The organism is Polyangium fumosum (genome assembly GCF_005144585.1).
GTDB classification, from domain to species: domain Bacteria; phylum Myxococcota_A; class Polyangia; order Polyangiales; family Polyangiaceae; genus Polyangium; species Polyangium fumosum.
Genome location: NZ_SSMQ01000030.1, coordinates 102,806 through 120,778 on the forward strand (window position 1 = coordinate 102,806; position 17,973 = coordinate 120,778).

Annotated in this window: 14 protein-coding genes; 6 read left to right on the top strand and 8 right to left on the bottom strand. The window is 71.6% G+C overall.

Annotation, left to right across the window (positions count from 1 at the left end; genetic code table 11):
- The first annotated feature begins 21 nt into the window (after window positions 1–21).
- Window positions 22–837, top strand: coding sequence for a metallophosphoesterase family protein (locus E8A74_RS26665; protein ID WP_136931895.1), 816 nt, complete (start codon window positions 22–24; stop codon window positions 835–837).
- A gap of 9 nt (window positions 838–846) precedes the next feature.
- Here E8A74_RS26665 and E8A74_RS26670 read toward each other — a convergent pair whose 3' ends face one another.
- The 6 genes from E8A74_RS26670 to E8A74_RS26695 all read right to left on the bottom strand — a co-directional run bounded on the left by E8A74_RS26670 (window position 847) and on the right by E8A74_RS26695 (window position 10,765).
- Entirely contained in the window at window positions 847–2,217 is a 1,371-nt protein-coding gene (locus tag E8A74_RS26670; protein ID WP_136931896.1) for a sensor histidine kinase, read from the bottom strand.
- Window positions 2,214–2,906: a response regulator transcription factor gene (locus tag E8A74_RS26675; RefSeq protein ID WP_136931897.1), complete on the bottom strand. Its 693-nt coding sequence runs from the start codon at window positions 2,904–2,906 to the stop codon at window positions 2,214–2,216. The genes E8A74_RS26670 and E8A74_RS26675 overlap by 4 nt, the downstream gene beginning before the upstream one ends.
- Window positions 2,903–6,040 carry an efflux RND transporter permease subunit gene (locus E8A74_RS26680; RefSeq protein WP_136931898.1) on the bottom strand — a complete coding sequence of 1,046 codons (3,138 nt, stop codon included), beginning with the start codon at window positions 6,038–6,040 and terminating at the stop codon, window positions 2,903–2,905. Before E8A74_RS26680 ends, E8A74_RS26675 begins: the two co-directional genes overlap by 4 nt.
- On the bottom strand, window positions 6,037–7,116 hold the full coding sequence (locus tag E8A74_RS26685) for an efflux RND transporter periplasmic adaptor subunit (protein ID WP_136931899.1): 1,080 nt from the start codon (window positions 7,114–7,116) through the stop codon (window positions 6,037–6,039). The genes E8A74_RS26680 and E8A74_RS26685 overlap by 4 nt, the downstream gene beginning before the upstream one ends.
- A complete protein-coding gene (locus E8A74_RS26690; RefSeq protein WP_136931900.1) occupies window positions 7,113–8,360 on the bottom strand; it encodes a TolC family protein in 1,248 nt (415 codons plus the stop codon). The genes E8A74_RS26685 and E8A74_RS26690 overlap by 4 nt, the downstream gene beginning before the upstream one ends.
- Window positions 8,361–9,229: 869 nt before the next feature.
- Window positions 9,230–10,765 carry a phytoene desaturase family protein gene (locus E8A74_RS26695; RefSeq protein ID WP_136931901.1) on the bottom strand — a complete coding sequence of 512 codons (1,536 nt, stop codon included), beginning with the start codon at window positions 10,763–10,765 and terminating at the stop codon, window positions 9,230–9,232.
- A gap of 242 nt (window positions 10,766–11,007) precedes the next feature.
- On the opposite strand from E8A74_RS26695, the gene E8A74_RS26700 reads away from it, so the two are divergent.
- Complete coding sequence (locus E8A74_RS26700) at window positions 11,008–11,898, top strand: PAS domain S-box protein (protein WP_136931902.1); 891 nt, start codon at window positions 11,008–11,010, stop codon at window positions 11,896–11,898.
- Window positions 11,899–11,921: 23 nt separating this feature from the next.
- On the top strand, window positions 11,922–12,899 hold the full coding sequence (locus tag E8A74_RS26705) for a quinone oxidoreductase family protein (RefSeq protein WP_136931903.1): 978 nt from the start codon (window positions 11,922–11,924) through the stop codon (window positions 12,897–12,899).
- A gap of 49 nt (window positions 12,900–12,948) precedes the next feature.
- Here E8A74_RS26705 and E8A74_RS26710 read toward each other — a convergent pair whose 3' ends face one another.
- Together E8A74_RS26710 and E8A74_RS26715 are read right to left on the bottom strand one after the other, a co-directional pair.
- Window positions 12,949–13,185 carry a hypothetical protein gene (locus E8A74_RS26710; protein WP_136931904.1) on the bottom strand — a complete coding sequence of 79 codons (237 nt, stop codon included), beginning with the start codon at window positions 13,183–13,185 and terminating at the stop codon, window positions 12,949–12,951.
- 57 nt (window positions 13,186–13,242) lie between these two features.
- Entirely contained in the window at window positions 13,243–14,865 is a 1,623-nt protein-coding gene (locus E8A74_RS26715) for a cryptochrome/photolyase family protein (protein WP_136931905.1), read from the bottom strand.
- A gap of 113 nt (window positions 14,866–14,978) precedes the next feature.
- Between E8A74_RS26715 and E8A74_RS26720 the strand changes: the two genes are divergently transcribed.
- The 3 genes from E8A74_RS26720 (at window position 14,979) to E8A74_RS26730 (ending at window position 17,887) form a co-directional block, all read left to right on the top strand.
- Window positions 14,979–16,355 carry a hypothetical protein gene (locus E8A74_RS26720; RefSeq protein WP_136931906.1) on the top strand — a complete coding sequence of 459 codons (1,377 nt, stop codon included), beginning with the start codon at window positions 14,979–14,981 and terminating at the stop codon, window positions 16,353–16,355.
- A gap of 48 nt (window positions 16,356–16,403) precedes the next feature.
- The gene (locus tag E8A74_RS26725) at window positions 16,404–17,291 is read left to right on the top strand and encodes an alpha/beta hydrolase (RefSeq protein WP_136931907.1); all 888 of its coding nucleotides are present in this window, start codon (window positions 16,404–16,406) and stop codon (window positions 17,289–17,291) included.
- Window positions 17,292–17,536: 245 nt separating this feature from the next.
- Window positions 17,537–17,887: a hypothetical protein gene (locus tag E8A74_RS26730; protein ID WP_136931908.1), complete on the top strand. Its 351-nt coding sequence runs from the start codon at window positions 17,537–17,539 to the stop codon at window positions 17,885–17,887.
- Window positions 17,888–17,973: the final 86 nt, after the last annotated feature.

Genomic DNA, 17,973 nt, shown 5'->3' on the forward strand with positions numbered 1-17,973 from the left:
GCCCGTGCATGATGGCGCGCCATGACGCGGATTGCGCAGGTGACGGATCTACATTTGCTGGAAGATCGCCACGACAGCCGCAGCGGAATGGAGCTGTGGAGGCTTCGTTATTTGACGTTCGGTCGATCGCCGTGCGCGCGCCGACGGCGTGAACGCGCGCTCGACGCGCTCGTACGCGCGCGCATGACGGACGCGGATCACGTGATCGTGACGGGCGACCTGACGGAGGACGGCGTGTCCGCGCAGTTCGAGGCCCTCGCGGAGGTGCTCTCCGAGAGCAAACTCTCGCCGGAGCGCGTGACGCTCGTCCCCGGCAATCACGACCTCTACGACGACGGACGGGCCTTCGCGCGTGCCCTCGAAGGCCCCCTCCGCGCTTATGCAAGGACGAGCCGCCCCGGCGCCATGACCGAGCTCCGGGACGTGCTGATCGTCCCCATCTCGACGGCCGTGCCCTTGCCCGTAACCCGATCGAGTGGCCTCATCGAGCAGGGCGCCGTCGAGCGGCTCGGCAGGCTCGCGGAGGATCCTCATTTCGCCTGGAAGGTGGTCCTCTCGGCGCAACATCACCCGCCGGGGAAACACGCGATCGCGGCGTGGCACTGGATCGACGGATTGCAGGCGCCCGAGGCCATGGACGCGCTGCTCGCGCGCTGCGAGCGGCTCCACGTGGCGCACGGGCACGCGCATCGATCGGAGAATCGATCGATCCGAGCAGGCGCCTCGCCGCGCGTGTTTGGCGCCGAAGCCGTCGTGGATGGGGAGACGACGGTGCGCCTCTATCGGGCGACGCACGGGCGGCTCGTGCCCGAGACCGACGTGGCCTTGGCGGCTTGAACCGCCCCTTCACCCCTGCCGGGGCATTTCCAGGACGAACCGCGCTCCCCGCCCCTCCTTCGGCGCGAGAACCACCTTCCCCCCGTGCCGCCGCGCGATCTCTCGCACGATCGAGAGCCCGAGCCCCGCGCCCTGCCCCTGCTTCGCCTTGGCTCCCCGGTAAAACGGCTCGAAGATGTGCGGCGCTTCCTCGGGGCGGATCCCCTCGCCCTCGTCCTCCACCGAAATCCACCACGCCTCCCCCGCCGCCTCGATCCCCACCGTGATCGTCGTTCCGCGCGGCGCGTGCGCCATGGCATTCGAGAGCAAATTGTCGATCGCCTGCCGCGCCGTCTGCGCCTCGAACGCGGCCGGCGCCTCCTCCGGCAGCGAGGTCGCGATCGTCAGCCCCCGCGCCTCCGCCTCCCCTTCACACGCCTCCGCCGCTTCCCGCACCACGGCCGCGAGATCCCCCGCCTTCGCCTCCCACGTCACCTTCCCGAGCGCCGCGAGATCGAGCAGCCGCGCGGCCAGGTTCGACAAGCGCGTCACCTCGCCCCGCGCCCCCGAGAGCGCCTCCCGCAGCTCCTCCACGCTCCGCTCCTTGCGCAAGGCGAGGTCCATCTCCGTGCGCATCAAGCCGAGCGGCGTGCGCAGCTCGTGCGCCGCGTTCGCGATCAGCCGCTCCTGCGCGTCGCGCGCCGCGCGCAGCCGCTCCATCGCCTCCGCCAGCGCGACGCGCAGATCCGCGATCTCGTCGCCCGTCGGATCCGGGGGCAGCCGCCACGCGAGCGCCCCGCCGCGCAGCTCCGGGAGCTGCGCCGTCATGTCGCCGATCCGCCGGCTCATCCGGCCCGCTTGCACCCCCTGCAAGGAAAACAGGAGCGCCGCCGCCACGGCCACGAGCCCCAGCGTCGCTTGCCAGTAGAGCCGCATCGTCGCGTCGATCTCCGCGAGCGAGCTCTCCAGCGTCAGCACGTACGGCTCGCCCCAAGGCGCGCGCACGGCCACCACGAGCGAGCGCATCCATCGCCCGTCGGAGGCCCGATGCGTGAAGAGCCGCGGCCCCTCCACGCCCACGTCCGCAGAAGGCCGCTCGGGGACCCAGCCATGCTCGGGGAAATGCGCGACGAGCTTGCCCGCCGCGTCGTAGAGCCCCGCCGTCGGCACGAACGAGCGCACGTCGTCCGCGAGCGGCGATTTGCCGAGGTGCACGTGCGGCGCGCCCGTCGGACCGTCGAAGAGGCTCACGCTCTCCACCGCCGCCTGCGCGAGCAGCGCCCGATCCAGCGCGCCGAGCAAGCTCCCGCGAAACACCACGCCCGCCACGCCCACCGCGAGCACCAGCGCGAGCGACGGCAGCGCCGCGCCAAACAGGACGAGCCGCGCCCGGACCCTCACGCCTCGCCCCGCGGCGGCTTCGCCACGACCAGCCGATACCCCACGCCCCGCACGGCCTGGATCGTCACCCCCTCGCCGCAGACGCTCCGGAGCTTGCTCCGCAAATAGCCCACGTACACGTCGACCACGTTCGGCGCGCCGTCGAACCCCGTCCCCCACACCGTGCCGAGCAGCTCCGTCCGCGTCAGCGCCTCTCCCACGTGGCCCGCGAGCTCTGCCAGGAGCGCATACTCCCGCGCCGTCAAGCTCTCCTCGGCGCCGTCCCGCCCGATCACCCGGCGCCGCCCGTCCACCGTGATCGGCCCGAGCCGTGTCAGCGCCTCGTGCCCCGCCCCGCGCCGGTGCAGCGCCTCCAGGCGCGCCACGAGCTCCTCGAAGTCGAACGGCTTGACCAGGTAATCGTCCGCGCCGGCTCGCAGGCCCGTCACGCGCTCGCCCACCGTCCCGCGCGCCGTCAGCAAGAGGACCGGCGTCTTCAGCCCGCGCTCCCGCCACCGCCGGAGCAGCGACACGCCGTCCATCCCGGGCAGCGACCAGTCGAGGAGGATGACGTCGTAGACGACCCCGAGGCCCTGCTCGAGCGCCTCCGTGCCGCTCGCCGCGAGGTCCACCTGATGGCCCTCCTCGCGGAGGCCACGTTCGAGCAGGCGGGCCATCTTGGCCTCGTCCTCCACCACGAAGAGCTTCACGCCGCCATCGTAGCGCCGGACGAGCCCTCCGGCCGGGAAGGAGCCGCCGCCGGCGTGCCCCGGCGGCCTCGGCCGATCCAGCCGTACAAGCTCGGCACGATCAGCAAGGTGAGCAGCGTCGAGGTCACGAGCCCGCCCACGACCACGGTCGCGAGCGGCCGCTGCACCTCGGATCCGGCGCCCCGCGCGAGCATCATCGGCACGAACCCGAGCGCCGCCACGAGCGCCGTCATCAGCACCGGCCGCGCCCGCGCGCGCGCCGCGTTCTCGGCCGCCGCCGCGGGATCCTGCCCCGCGGCCTCGTTCGCGAGCACGCGCGAGAGGAGCACCACGCCGTTCAGCACGGCCACGCCCGAGAGCGCGATGAACCCCACGGCCGCCGAGATCGACACCGGCATGCCGCGGATCGTGAGCGCCACCATCCCGCCCACGCACGCGAACGGCACGTTCGTGAAGATCACGAGCATCGGCTTCACTTTCCGAAACGCGGCGTAGAGCGCCGCGAGGATGAGCGCCACCGCGGCCGGCACCACGACGAGCAGCCGCCGCGAGGCCTCCTGGAACGTCTCGTATTGCCCGCCCCAGACGAGCCTGTAGCCGCGCGGCGCCGTGACGGCCTTGTCCACACGCGCGCGCGCCCGCGCCACGAGATCCCCGAGATCCGCGCCGCGCACGTTGAAGCCCACCACGATACGCCGCTCGCCATCCTTGCGGCTCACGAGGCCCGGCGTCGGCAGCGCCTCGACCTTCGCCACGCGCGCGAGCGGCACGAGCCCGCCCGACGCCGTGGGCAAGCTCAGGTTCGGCAGATCAAACGCGCCCGCGACGCCCCCGATCCGCAAGACCACCGGGATCCGGAGCGGCCCGTCGTACGTCGCGCCGACCTCGATGCCGCTGCGCACGGCCTGCACCACGTCGAGCACGTCGCCGACGCCGAGGCCCACGAGCGACGCTTCGAGCGCCTTCGGCTCGACTTCGAGGAGCGACACGTCCGGCGGCGCCAGCACCTTCACGTCCGCCGCGCCCTTCTCGGCCGCGATCTCGGCCGCGATCTTCTCCGCGAGCTCTCGCAACACCCCGAGATCCGCGCCGTAGATGCTCACGGCCACGTCCGTCACCGCCCCGCCGAGCAGCTCGTTGAACCGCATCTGGATCGGCTGCGTGAACGAGGGATCCGCGCCCGGCGAGCCTGCGTCCACCACGCGCCGGATCTCCTCGATGAGCGCCTCGCGATCGAGCCCCGGCCGCCACTTGTCCCGCGGCGCGAGCGTGAGGAACACGTCGGCTTGTTCGAGGCCCATGATGTCCGTCGCGACCGCGGGGCTGCCCACGCGCGAGACGACCTGCACCACCTCGGGCACCCTCCGCGCCGCGGCCTCGAGCTTCCCCGCCTCGACGACCGCCGTCTCCAGGCTGATGTCGGGGGCGCGCGTCGTCTGCACCACGAGGTCCCCCTCGTCGAGCTGCGGCGCGAGCTCGCTGCCCGCGCGCGCGTAGAGCACGACGCCGGCCGCGAAGAGCACGAGCGCGCTCGCGGCCACGAGGACGGGCCTTTTGACCACGAAGGAAAGCGTGGGCCCGTAGATCCGATCGACCCACCGCACGAGCCACGGATCCCGCGCCGGCACGTCCTTCTGCCGGAGCACGAGGCTCATCGCGGCGGGCACGTACGTGAGCGACAGGACGAGCGACGTGAAGAGCGCGAACACCACGGTGAGCGCCATCGGCCGGAACATCTTGCCGTCCACGCCCGTCATCGTGAGCACCGGCAGGTACACGATCAGGATGATCAGCACCGAGAAGAACACCGGGCTCGCGACCTCGGCGCTGACGCGGCTCACCCACGACGTGCGTTCCGGCCCTCCGGCCGGCGCGTTCCCCTTCTGCGACGCGTGGAAGACGTGCTCGACCATCACGACCGCGCCGTCCACGACGAGGCCAAAATCGATGGCGCCGAGGCTCATCAGGTTGCCCGGGATCCCGAGCGCCACCATGCCGGAGAGCGCCCCCAGCATCGAGAGCGGGATCGCCGAGGCCACGAGCAGCCCCGCGCGCAGGCTCCCGAGCATCGCGAAGAGCACCACGCCGACGAGCAGGCCACCTTCGAGCAGGCTCTTGCCCACCGTGCGCAGCGTGCTGCCGACGAGGTGGCTCCGGTCGTACACGAGCCGGATCGAGACGTCCTCGGGGAGCGCCGCGCGCACGGCGGGCATCTGCGCGTGGAGCCTGTCCATCACGTCGAGCGCGTTGTCGCCCCGGAGCATCTGCACCATCACGTAGACGACCTCCCCGCGGCCGTCGGCCGTCGCCGCGCCGATACGCGGCAGCCCCCCCACGTGGAGCTCCGCCACATCGGAGACACGCACCACGCGCCCTTCCTGATCGAGCGGCGACACGATCGCGTGCCCGAGTTCGGAAGGATCCTTCGGCCGCGCGACGGCGCGCAGGAGCGCCTGTCCACGGCCGAGCGGCAAGCTCGCCCCGGGCGCGCTGCCGGTCGATCGTTCGAGCGCCTCGCGCAGCGCCCCGAGCGTCATGTGCCGCTGCGCGAGCCGCGCCGGATCGGCCACGACCTCGATCGTGCGTCGCTCGCCGCCCCAGGGGTTCACCTCCACCACGCCCGGCACCGCGCGGAGCAGCGGCGCCACGCGCGTCGACGAGAGCTCGTAAAGCTCCGCGAGCGAGCGCGACGGCGAGCTCAACGTGAAGTGGAAGATCTCGCCGAGCCCGCCCGTCACGGGCCCGAGCTCGGGCGCGCTCACGCCGGGCGGCAGCGCGCCCGCGAGCGCGCCGATGCGCTCCGAGACCATCTGCCGCGCGCGCCACGGATCCACGCCGTCGTCGAAGACGATCGTCACCGACGAGATCCCGTACCGCGACAAGCTGCGGTGCTCTTCGAGGCCCGAAAGCCCGCCGAGCGCGAGCTCGATCGGCCGCGTCACCTGCCGCTCGACCTCCTCGGGCGTGAGGCCGGGCGCGCTCGTCAGCACGAGGACCTGGTTGTTCGTGATGTCCGGCAGCGCGTCGAGCTCGAGCCGCCGCCCGAGAAAAGCCCCCACGACGGCGAGGACGAGCGTCACCGCCACGACGAGGCCCCGATGCCGGATCGAGAGCTTGACCAGCGCGGGGATCAATCGACGTCTCCGCCGGGCGTGGGCAGCGCGCGCGACGCGTCCGCGGCCACCTCGTCCCCGGGGCGCAGATCCCCCTCGACGAGCGCATCCGCCCCGGAGCTCGACAACACCTTCACCGGCAGCGGCGCGCCCGTCTTTCGGGAGAGCACCACAGCCACGCCGTCCTTCAACGTCACGGCCGCCGCGGGGATCGCCACCGCCATGCCGCCCGGATCGGGCGAGACGCGCACCTTCCCCAGCGTTCCATGCGGCAACGAGATCCTCTCCGCGGGCTTGAACCACGCGGCCACCGTCCCGTCCCGCCCGCTCGTGCTCGGCGCTTCGCTCAGAAGCGTGAGCGCCGTGGATGGCCCGAGTGGCCCCACGAAGACGAAACGCGCGCCCGGCGGCGGCCGCTGCGCGAACCGCGCCTCGACCCGCGCCGCGCCCCCGCCCTCGATCCGCGCGATCGGCGCGCCCGTGGGCTCGCGCGACGCGCCGATCGCCGCGTCGAGCTCGGTCACCACGCCCGCGACCGGGCTCTTCAACGTCACCAAGCCGCCCGAGCGCACGAGCGCGGCCACATCCTTCGGCCCGAGCCCCGCGATCTTCAACGTCGCGAGCGCCATCTGCTGCGCCGCCGACGCGTCCGCGAGCGTGCCCTCGACCTCGGCGATGTCCACGAGCTTCGCGAGCCCGTCCTTCCGGAGCGCTTCGAGTTGCGCCTTGCGCTTGCCGTGCGCCCCGATCCGCGTGCCCGCCGCCGCGAACGCGCCCGCCGCGCGCGCGACCTCCGGCATCACCACGTCCGCGATCGGCGCGCCCTCGTCCACGCGCTCGCCGTGCTCCACGTGCACCTTCGTGATCCGCGCCGCGAACGGCGGCACCACCGCGCCCTTCGCCCCCGCAGGCGGCACGAGCTCGGCCGGCGCTTCGAGCAGCGAGAGCCCGCCCGGCGCGCGCGCCGCGACCCACGGCGTCTCCGCGCTCTTCGGGCCCACGCCCATCTCCGCAGCCGGCTCGGGCGCCGCCTCGGGGCCCGCGCACGCGGTGACGAAAAGCGCCGCCACGATCCCCCCGATCCCTCGCGCCTTCATCGCGCCTTCTCCTGCTTCTTCCCGTCATCCATCGCCGAGAGCCAGAGCCAGAGTTTTACGCGCGCCCACGCGTTCGCGGCCCGCGCGCGCTCCAGCCGTGCCTGCGCGGCCGCGACGTTCCTGCGCGCGGTGAGGACCTCCAGCATCGTCCCCTCGCCCGCCTCGAAGAGCCGCACCCGCGCCGCGAGCCCCTCCGTGAGCGCCGGCAAGATCGCGCCCGCGAGCGTGTCCACGATGTCCTGCGTGTGCTCGACCTCGTGGATCCCCATCGCCACATCGGCCGACGCGTTCGCCGCCTCGCGCTTCGTCTCGCCTTCGAGCTGCGCCGCACGCGCGGCCATCCCGCTGCGCTCGCGCTCCCCACGATCAAAGACCGGGAGCGTGAGCCCGACGGCGCCGTACCCCACGAACCCGCCAGGCGAATCCCGCTGCACGTACAAGCCGACCGAGAGCGACGTCCCGCGCGCAGCCCGCTCCTCGGCCTCGCGCGCGTGCTCCACCCGCGCCGCGATCGCCTTCTGCTGCACCGCCGGCAACGTCGCCGCGCGCTTCTGCGCGTCGCGCAGGCCCGCGCCCGAGGGGAGCACGGGCGCCGGCAGATCCCCGTGCGCGCCGAGCGGATCCACGCCCGCGGCGATCACGCGCGCGAGCCCGAGCCCACGTTCGAACACCTCGCCCTCGGCCCCGATCACCCCGAGCCGGGCCTCCGCGTGGTAGGCGCGCGCGTCGGCCGCGTCCGCCTTCGTCGCCGCCGACGCTTGCGCCGCCTTCTCCACGAGCCGCGCGAACTCCCCAGCGAGCGCCGCTTCCCGCATGGCCACGTCGAGCACACGCTCCGCGGCCCAGAGGTCGATCCACGCCCGCGCCGCATCGAGCCTTTGCGTCAACACGAGCGCGCGCGCGCCGGCCGAGAGCTCCTCCTCCTCGACCCGCGCCGCAGCCTTGCGGGCCGAAGACAGCCCCGCAAGGTTCCACGATTGCGTCACGCTCGCCTGGATCTCGACGCCCTGGTTTGGCGTGGGGAGCACGCGGAACCCCGGCTGCACGTAGATCTGCGGGTTCTCCGTCATCCCCGAGATCCGGGCGCCAAGCGCATGTTTCGTGGCCACAGCGCGCTCCGCGCCGCGTACGTCCGGCGTCGCGACGGACAGGCCAATGGCCTCATCGAACGAGAGGGTTTTCGGGGGCGCCGTGGCCGCGAGCGCGACGTTCGCAGCAAGCGGGAGCGCGAGCCAGAAGCTCATGCGCGGACCCTAGCGCCGCGACGCAGGAGAGATCCTGAGGGGATCGTGAGAGAATTCTCAGAAAGCTGGCTGGCAGGCGGTCGCGCCGGGGCGCTGCCCCGGACCCCGCGGGGGCTGTCCGCCCAAAGGCCCGGACCAGGCACGGCCTGGACCGAGGGGGAAGAACTGCGCGGTGCGCAGTTCTTCCCACGGGCCGGTGGCAAGACCGTGGAGGGGGGTTTCAAGCTGGCGCAAGTGCGAGCTCCGCGCCTTTCAAGGCTTGATGGCAACGCGCGGATGGGATGAGGCCGTGTCTCCAAGCTTCGAGGCCGAGCAAAAAGGCGACGGGGACGTGTGTGCGAGAGATGGGGGCACGGTCGGAAGCAACGACGTCGAGTCTCCGGAGACACGACGTCGTGCCTTGGAGGGACGAGGACGTGTCTCGGGAGAGCGCGGTCGAGTCTCCGGAGACACGACGTCGTGCCTTGGAGGGACGAGGACGTGTCTCCGGAGATACGAGCTCGTGCCTCGGAGGAACGATGGCGAAGGAAGGCGCGGCGTGCTCGTGGCGTCGAGACACGGGCACGCCGCGGGAGACGACGGGCTCGTCGCCGAAGACCTACGGCCCCATCGCGGGGTGAAACGAAGGCCTACCGTTTGAGACGTGAGGCCACCACGTCACGACACGACGTCATGCGACGGGGCGCTGCCCCGCTGAGCTTTCCGCGCTGCGGTCTTTGGTCGGCAGGCTCGTCGCCGGTCCTACCCCTGGCTGTTCGATGAACTGCGCATCGCGCAGTTCATCGAGCTTGGGTCCAGCCCCTGGCTGGTCCGGGTCCCGGGGCGGACAGCCCCGGGTGGGGCCTGGGGCAAAGCCCCAGCGCGGCGCCTCACTTCGGGGCGAGCTTTGCCATGAAGGACGCCGCAAGCCCAGACAGGAGACATGGCGCCACGCCGCCGCCGAAGACCCCGGAGCCTGCGAGGTACAGGCCGGTCACGGGTGTGCGCGTGCGGAATCCTTTCGGTCCCCATTGCGAGAGTGTCATTGCGGGGCCGAAGGGGGCGCCGGCGGCTGCGCGTGTTCGGTCTGCTGCGGTGAGCGGCGTGCCGTAGGCTTGCACGACCACGTCGCCCACGAGCCCGGGGTACCGCGCGTCGAGCTCTTTCAGCATCCAGGCTGCGATCTCGTCGCGATAGGCTGCGTAGGCGGGCCCTCGCTCCGCCTCGGGGAGCGATTGCCATTTGCGGAAGCGCGCGTGCGGCACGTAGGTGAGTACGACCAAGGACGAGCTGCCCTCCGGTGCGAGGGTGCCGCTTGGATCTTTGATCGAGGTCGGCGAGAGGAACAGCATCGGCCGCGGCGGCAGTTTTCCTGTGAATCGCGCGGAGAAACCTTCCTCGACGTCGTAGGACGGATACAGCCACACGTTTTGCGCGCCGAGCCCGTATGTCCGCAGGTCCCGGCGCAGGCCGAGCCATATCTGGAAGGTCGCCATGGAGGGCTCGATCACGGCGGCTTTGCGCCGGAGTGAGGTCGGCAGGTCCGAAGCGGACACGAGCCGGCCCAGGGTGAGCGCGGGGTCCACGGCGGAGACGACGATGTCGGCCTCGATCCTCTCGCCTCCCGCGAGCACGACGCCGGTCACGCGGCCGCGCTCGGTCTCGATGCGCTCGACGAGGGCGCGCGTGCGGAAGTGCGCGCCTTTGGCTTCGGCGGCGCGCACGAGCGCGTCGCGCAGGCCCCCGCCGCCGCCGCGCGGGAAGAACGCGCCGTCGCTGAAATGGGCCATGTAGAGCAGCGCGGCGAGGCCGACCACGCGCGAGGGTGGCAGGGCCCACGCGCCGGATTGGCCGGCGAGCACGGCGCGTAGGCGCTCGTCGGAGGTGCTTTGCTCGATGAGCTCGCGCAGGGGCCGCTGGCTCCATTGCAGGAGGGCTGGCACGCCCGTGAGCGCCACGAGATCCGTAAGGACGGGCCGGCCGAGGATGCCCCGGGCGAGCGCGTCGTGCATCCGCGCGGCTCCGTCGAGCAAACCGAAGAAATGGCGGAGACCCTTCGATTCCTCCGGGAAGAGGACACCGAGGCGCTCGCGGTAGGCGGCGAGCGGCCGGCACACCTGGACATCGAGATCGGGAAATCGGTAAAGGTCGAATCCGTCGGGATCGAGCTCGTGGAAGAGCTCGCTTGCATCGACGCCGAGGGATTGCAAGAGCTCGTGCACGAGCTGGCCTGGGCGGCAGGCGCCGACGTAGTGCAGACCCTGGTCGAAGACGAATCCGTCCTTCGAAAAGGGCGCGAGGTAGCCGCCGATCTCGGCGTCTGCGTCGAGGGCGAGCACGTCAAACCCGTCCTTGGCGAGGAAGGCGGCGGAGGCGAGGCCGCCCGTACCGGTTCCGATCACGAGGGCGCGACGCGTCGAGGCCATGATGCTGCACGGAAGGGTACACCCGGCCGCCCGTCGAGGCGAGGAAAACGAATCACGCGCACGTGTCGCGGCCACGAACTTGCCGTGGAGTCCCGGTATGGCGACGTACTCCGCTCGCGCGCAGAGCTTCCATCCGCGCGCGAGGCTGCTTGACAGGAAATCGCGCGGAGGCCTAACATCCGGGATTTGAGGGGATTCGGGGGATTCGGGGGATTTCGGGGGGCCGGGGGAGACCAGGGGAGATGGTGGACGAGCAACGAGACGAAGTCGCGGCGGCCGAACCTCAAAAAGACGCACCGAAGCAGGATACGTACCGGCTCCTCTTCGAGCTGGCGGCTGACCTCCTGGGCATTGCCACGATGGAGGGCTATTTCGTCGAGCTCTCTCCCTCGTGGGAGGGCCGCCTCGGCTACACGCGTGAAGAGCTCCGCGCGCAGCCCTTCCTCTCGTTCGTGCACCCGGACGACCAAGCGCCGACGATAGGCGAGGTGAGCCGGATGGCCCAGGGGGAGGTCGTCCTGACCTTCAAGAATCGATATCGATGCAAGGACGGCGCGTACCGGTGGATCGAGTGGACGAGCGTGCCGAAGGACGGGCTCATTTATTTCGTGGCGCGGGACATCACCACGCAGCAGCAGATCGAGGAGGAGCTGCGCGCGTCGCGGCGCGAGGTCGAGGAGCGATATCGGGAGCTCGAGCAGGAGATGACGGAGCGCCGCCAGGCCGAGGCCGCGCTGTATGCCCAAAACGAGGCGGTCCGGGCGCTCTCGGCGCCGATCCTGCAAGTGGCCGAGGGGGTGCTGCTCCTGGCGGTCATCGGGCGCATCGACGCCGATCGCGCGGGCATGATGATGGAGAAGCTCCTCGGGGCGATCGTGGACGCGGCGGCGCGCGTGACCATCCTGGACCTGACGGGCGTGGCCGCGATGGATACGGATACGGCCTCGCACATCTTCTCGCTCGTCCACGCGTCGAGGCTGCTCGGGAGTGATTGCCTCGTGTCCGGCATCCGGCCCGCCATCGCCACGACCATGGTCGACCTCGGGATCGACACGAGCAGCCTGCGCACGTTCGGGACCCTCGCCGCGGCGCTCTCGCACGCGCTCGGGCTACGAGCGCCTCGCCACAAGTGACGAACTGCTGCTAGGCTCGCGCCATGCGAGCCATTCGATTTCATGCCCTCGGCGGCCCCGACGTCCTCCGCGTCGAGGACGCGCCCGAGCCGACGCCGAAGCCGGGCCAGGTCCTCCTCGCCGTCCGCGCCGTGGGCCTCAATTACGCCGATACGATGTTCACGAAGGGGCAATACTTCATTCGCCCCACGTTCCCGGCGATCCCGGGCATGGAAGCCGCCGGCGAAGTGCTCGCCGTCGGCGAAGGCGTGACCGACGTCCGCGTCGGTGATCGGGTGATGGCGCTCGGCGACGGGGCGTATGCCGAGCAAATGGTCGCGCCGGCGTACAGCGTTTATCCCATCCCGAAGGGGCTGTCCTTCGAGCAGGCCGCGGCGCTGCCGGTGCAGGGCCTCACGGCGCACCACGTGCTCACGCTCTCGGGCAGGCTCGCGCCCGGGGAGAAGGTGCTCGTGCACGCGGCGGCGGGCGGCGTGGGCACGCTCGCGGTGCAGATCGCGCGGCGGCTCGGGGCGTCGTTCGTCGCGGGCACGGTGGGCTCGCCGGCGAAGGCGGATCTCGTGCGGTCGCTCGGCGCGGATCTCGTGGTGAACTACCGGGAAGACGATTTCGCCACGCAGATCCGCTCGGCCGTGAAGGAGGGGGTGGACGTGGTGCTCGAAATGCTGGGCGGCACCGACGTGTACAAGCGCAGCCTCGCTTGCCTCGCGCCGATGGGCCGGATGGTCGTGTTCGGCGCCGCGACCGCGGACGTGCGCGGCACGGTGGAGCCGGTCGGGCTCATGCACAAGAACCTGACCATCACCGGCTATTACATGACGCCGCTGATCAAGCGCCGCGAGCTCTGCGCCCCGCCCCTCGCCGAGCTCGCCGCCGCGGCCGCGGAGGGCGCGCTGCGCGTGATCGTGGGCAAGACGTATCCGCTCGCGGACGCGGCGGAGGCGCACCGGGACCTCGCCGGCCGCGCCAGCACCGGCAAGCTCGTGCTCGTGGTTGGATAGGTCCGACGCACGGGGCGAGCGCCCCGGCGAGGGCGGCCCCCAAGAGACCTCAGGGACGCGACGCGGGCGGCCCTGCGGAAGGCGCGCCCGAGGCCGCGGCGCTCGCGGAGGCGGCGGCGGCGTTCATCTTCGCGCGGACCGAGAGGCGCATCGCCACGATGGTGCCGGCGATCGCGGCGGAGGTGACCACGATGAAGACGACGAGGATCTTGCCCGCGGATCCGCCGGACGGCCTCGACGCGGGCGTGGACGGCGAGGTGCGGGGCGCGGGCGAGGGGGTTTCCATGGCGGGCCTTCTATATCGTCCGATCCGGCACGAGGCAACGCGCGTGGACCTCTCGTTTCACGGGGGCGGCGGGAGGATTTCGGGCGTGAGCGGCTCGCCGCGCGCGAGCGTCGAGAGGACGGCCTCGCGCACGCGGGCATCCGCCTCCCGGCGCGGGCCCGGCCGGCGGGCGAGCGCCTGGAGCGGGACCAGCATGCACGGGTTTTTCTGGAGGATCGGCTCGTTCCGCGCGAGGAAATCCCAGTAAAGCGCGGTGATCGGGCACGTCTTTTTGGGATCGAACGGGCAGCCGTCGCAATAATCGCTCATGCGATCGACGTAGGCCGCGCCCGAGACGTAGGGCTTCGTGGTCATGATGTCGCCGGCGGCGAACGTCCCCATCCCGAGCACGTTCGACTCGACGACCCAGTCGTATGCGTCGATGTACGCGGCCCAGAACCAATCCGTGAGCGCGCGCGGCGAGAGGCCGAGCAACGTGCCGATGTTCGACAGGATCATCAGCCGCGTGACGTGGTGGCTGTAGCCCTCGCGCCAGACGTCGCCGAGCACGCGATCGAGGCAGGCGAGCCCTGAGCGCGGGCCTCCCTCCCAGAAACACGCGGGCAAGGGCTCGGTCGCGCCGAGCATGTCCGGCAGCGCGGGCGCGTTCGGGTCGCTGAGGCCACGCGCCATTCCTTCGGGCAGATCGGGCAGGATCCGGAACCCGTCCGTCTCGCGGTGCACGTGCCGCACGAATTCACGCCAGCCGAGGATCTGCCGGACGAACACCTCCTTGCTGGCGATCGGAATGGAGAGCGCCGCGGCCTCGCGCACGATCCGCGCGGGCAGGAGGCGGTGGAGGTGCAGGAGCGGGGCGAGGCGCGTGTGGAAGAGGTTCGACGACGCAGAGGACATCGCGTCCTCGAAGGGGCCAAAATGCGGCAATGCGGCGTGTTTGCCCCAGGCCCAGAGCGCCTCGGCGTCGGCCTGCGTGGAAGGGAGCGCGCCGGGATCGAGGTGGCCGGGGTGATCGGCATATCGACGGAGGATGAGCGCGCAGACCTCCTCCGTGATGGGATCCGGCGTGAACGAGGGCGGCGTGGGCGCCGGTGGTTCGCCGCGGAACGGGAGGCGGTGGTCCGTGTCGAAGCTCCACCGCCCGCCCTCGGGTTTGCCGTCGTGCACGAGGATGCCGGTCCGGCTGCGCACGTACCGATAAAACGATTCCATTCGATAGGGCGGACGCCCGCCCGTGGCCTGGAGGAAATCGTCGTGTGTCGTGAGCCACCCGTCGTGGGGGACGAAGGAGAGCGCGCCCGAAGTCAGGGCGGGCGCGAGATCCACGCGGAGCTCGCGCTCGGCGGGCTCCATGCAGAGGAGCGGCCCGACCTCGGCGGCCGCGCGCGTGACGGCCCCGGCATACCCCGCGTCCGCGACCACATACCGGACCGCGACGCCACGCCGCGCTTGCTCCAGCGCGAAATGGCGCATGTTCGCGAGCACGAGGGCGAGCTTTTGCTTGTGGTAGGGGCGGCGCGCGGCCTTCGCCGGGTCCTCGACGAGCAAGACGCCCGCGCGCTCGGGGGGAAGATCACGCAGGGGGCCGATCGCGTCCGAGAGCTGGTCGTAGGGGACGAAGACGAAGGTGCGCCCGCGCTCGTCGCGCGCGGCGGCGCGGAGCTCGGCGAAGAAGCGCTTCATGAGACCTGCGTCTGCGCCATGGGGGTGCGGTGGCACGTAGGGTTCTACGAAGGCCCGGTCAAGCTGCCCGGCGATGTCTTCCTTTTCAGGGAGAAACCGATTAGTTTGCCCGCATGCGTGGCCTCGTTGCCCTGCTCGCGTGTGCGCTCGTTCCCTCGGCTCTGCTCGGCTGTGGCAACAACACCGACAAGGGCCCCGCGCCGACACCTTCGGCGACGACCACGGCGACGACGCCGGCCCCGGAGGTGCCCAAGGGCCCGCTCTCGGTGGTGCTGGAGGCGAAGGATCCGATCACGTTCTCGGGCGTCGCCGAGGGCGTGGTGATCGCGGATGCGGAGCGCACGCGGATGGCGACGGCGGCCGTCGAGGGCGAGCTCGTCGAAAAGCCCATGCCGACCGGCCTTCCCGCGGAGGGGCACATCCTGCGGTTTTCAGGCCGGCTGCCCGGCTCGGTCTGGGTGCTCTTCGAGACGCCCAAAATGGAAAAGGAGCCCGCGAAGAATCCGTTTCTCCGCCTGGAGCAGGCCAAGGGCAGCTTCAAGGCATACGCCGACGACTGGAAGCCGCACCTCGCCGCGTGGTCGAAGAAGCGGATCCTCGCCATGTCGACGTCCTCGGGCAAGCTCAAGGTCAAGGTCGTGGATCCGCACCAGGACAAGCCCTCGCCCGATCTGCCGAGCGCGCGGCTCGACGACGAAACGTGCGCGAAATCGCTGCGCATCGAGGAGATCGCGGCGCTCGCGACCGGAGAGGTGTTCGCCGCGGGGCATTGCAGGACGGTGAATTCCGGCAAACACCACGTCGTCGTGCGCTGGGCCGAGGAGGCCCCGAGCGCGCCGCCGCCCAAGGCGAGCGCGAGCGTGGCGCCCGCCGTCGCGAGCGCGAGCGTGGCGCCCGCCGTCGCGAGCGCGGCGGCCGCGCCCGTGGTGAACGAGGCAAAGGACGTGGAGCTCGACGGCGGCGCGGCGGAGGGCGGCGCGGCGGACGCCGGGGCGGACGCAGGGGTGGACGCCGGCGAGGTGGAGGAGGCGCCCGTGGGGGTGCCGGGCCAGGTGTACGTGCTGCCGGGCGTGCCGGCGTCGATGCGCCACGTCGCCCTCGTGGCGCAAGGGCCGAGCGACGTGTGGGTGCTCGGCGCCGAAGACAATGGCAGCGCCCACCTGCTCCGGCTCGAAGGCGGCGTGTTCAAGGCGCAGACCTTGCCGAAGCTCGGCGCGCCCGCGCAATCGCTCGCGGGGGCGGGCGACGGGACGTTGTGGCTCGTCACGGCGGACGCGATCTGGAAGCGATATCCGCCCGGAGAATGGGAGGAGGTCCCGCCGCCCGCGCACGCCGCCGTCCCGGAGCCCGATTCTCGGTGGGAAATGCGCGAGGTGTGGGCCCCCGGGAGCGACGTGTGGATCGCGGCGAAGCACACCACGAACAAGGGCGAGCGGCACGTCGTGCTCCGGGCGCGGCCGGCGAAGGAAGTCGTGCGCTGGTGGCCCTGATCCTTCCCCCGGCTTGACGACGCGGGCGCGCGGGCGTCTCATGCCTGCATGGAAACCCCGGGTCTCGCCGAGCTCATCACGTTTTTCCGTTCGAATCCCCCCAAGAGCCCCCAGCCGGCCGACATGCGCGCCTGGTTCGCGGCGCTCATGCAAGCCACGCCCGTGCCCAGCGAGGCGCGGCTCGAGCGCACCTCGTGCGACGTGCCCGCGTATTGGATCACGCCGCCCGGCGCCGATACGAGCCGCGTGATCCTGTACCTGCACGGCGGCGCTTACATCGTCGGCTCGCCCGAGACCCACCTGGAGACGGTCTTCCGCCTGGCGAAACACGCCGGGACGCGCGCGCTCTCCGTCGATTATCGCCTCGCGCCCGAGAACGCGTGGCCCGCTTGCCGCGAGGACGCAGTCGCGGCATATCGCTGGCTGCTCGCGCAGGGCGTCGCGCCTTCCCACATCGCGATCGCCGGGGATTCGGCCGGCGGCGGCCTCACGCTCTCGACGTTGCTCGCGCTGCGCGACGCGGGCCTGCCCCTGCCGAGCTGCGCGGCGTTTTTCTCCCCCTGGGTCGATTTCACGGGCTCGGGTGATTCCGCGAAGGCGAACGGCGAGGGAGATCCGCTCGTCGATCCGCGTGGAACCGCCATGATGGTCGGCGCCATTCTCCAGGGGAAGGATCCCGCCGCGAGCTCGCCGCTCTTCGCCGATCTCGGCGGGCTGCCCCCGCTCTTCGTGCAGGTGGGCACGGCCGAGGTGCTGCTCGACGATGCGCGCAGGCTCGTCGACAAGGTGAACGCCGCGGGCGGCGAGGCCGTGCTCGACGCGTGGGAGCACATGATTCACGGGTTCCAGGGGTTCCCGACGTACCTGCGGGAGGCCGTGACGGCCACGGAGCGCGCCGCGGATTTCCTCCGGGCGCGGCTCTCGCTTGAGGCCTGATTGGATGGCTGGAATGCCGCAGGGCAGGCATGGGCGCCCCTCCCTCAGCGCGGCGTCCGCAGCGGCCCCGGCGACGCGCTGAACCGCCAGGATGGGTGAACGCGAAGCCCTCCGATCCCGCGAGGGTGCGAGATCAGCCGAGATCAGGGGACGTGGCACCCGGGTTCTGCAAGATGCCGGTCACCGGTGGTTGCCGCTTGCTCGCCGAAGCGCGGAGCGGGCCCCTGCGGAAGGAAGGCTACACAATGTTCAAGCACGCTCTGGTTGGGCTGATGATCGCTTCCGCGTCCCTCGCGGGTTGTGCCGTGGGGGGCGACGAGCTCGTCGAGGAGGCCGAGCTCGCGCTCGACGACCGCGAGGACAGCGACGGGCGCGAGGGCGGCGGCGACCAGCTCGCGCTCGAGGGCGCCGGAGAGGCGCCGGACCCGCTCGACCGTGGGCGCGCCTGCACCCAGTCGGAGTGGAACGTCGCCGAGCACCACGCCGACGACAACCACACCCTGCCGATCCCCGGCTCTGCAAACACGCACAACCCGCAAGTGACCGGCTGTACCGTCAGCAACGGCTGGATCGTCTACACCTACACGTACCCCTGATCGGTACGCCGGCACCAAACGCGGGAGGGCGTCGTCGCGAGCGCGACCCCACCTTCCCGCGTCGCGCAATCCGACTCGTCAAGTCT